1 pseudogene is annotated in these 651 nt (G+C 41.9%); it reads right to left on the reverse strand.

Annotated features, from left to right (window positions below):
• A pseudogene (locus AABK37_RS41735) lies at nucleotides 1-601 on the reverse strand (ISKra4 family transposase); the annotation flags it as partial.
• Nucleotides 602-651 lie beyond the last annotated feature (50 nt).

Here is a 651-nt window from a genome sequence, read left to right on the forward strand (position 1 = left end):
CTGTTAACATAATCAATTAATGATTGATTATCGTCAAAAAAAGCACCATAGTATATGCCTTGCAACCTTACAGCTTTGTAATCTCTCCAGATACTACCTTCTTTTGGCTTACCTCGCAGTCGCACTTTTCCTCCATCTACGCTAATTTCTGAGACCCCTTGCTTGGCGGATGGTAATGGCAACTCTTGTCGATTTACCAGTCTTTGTTGGGTAGAGTGACCAACAATCATCCCTGTCAATGCCTCAATCTCGGCTTCGGCATTCTGATACGACTCGTTGGCACTTAGACGTAGACAACATTTTTCAAGCAGTGGACTCAATTGAGAACGTGACTTCAACCCTAATCTTTCGGCTTGTTTAGCTTTCAACTTCAGGACTCCCACACAACTTTTTACTTTTCGGATCTTTCCTGTATTGATTCCGGTTGCCTGCTCGATAAAAAAAGGGCTATTTGCGGGCTCACTTGTTCTAAAATTTGCGAGCGCACGGTTTTTTCGATGCTTTCTAGGTTGTTTAATTGGGCGGGATTTGTTTGTTCATATAGTATGCTTGCTAGTTCTTGCAGACAGGCTTGTAGACGTGCTTGCTTTTCTTGAGTCATCACTTTGATATGCGGCTTATATATTTCCCTCTATTTTGCCATCACTAGTA

It is taken from the genome of Tolypothrix sp. VBCCA 56010 (assembly GCF_050875635.1).
Taxonomy (GTDB): domain Bacteria; phylum Cyanobacteriota; class Cyanobacteriia; order Cyanobacteriales; family Nostocaceae; genus Hassallia.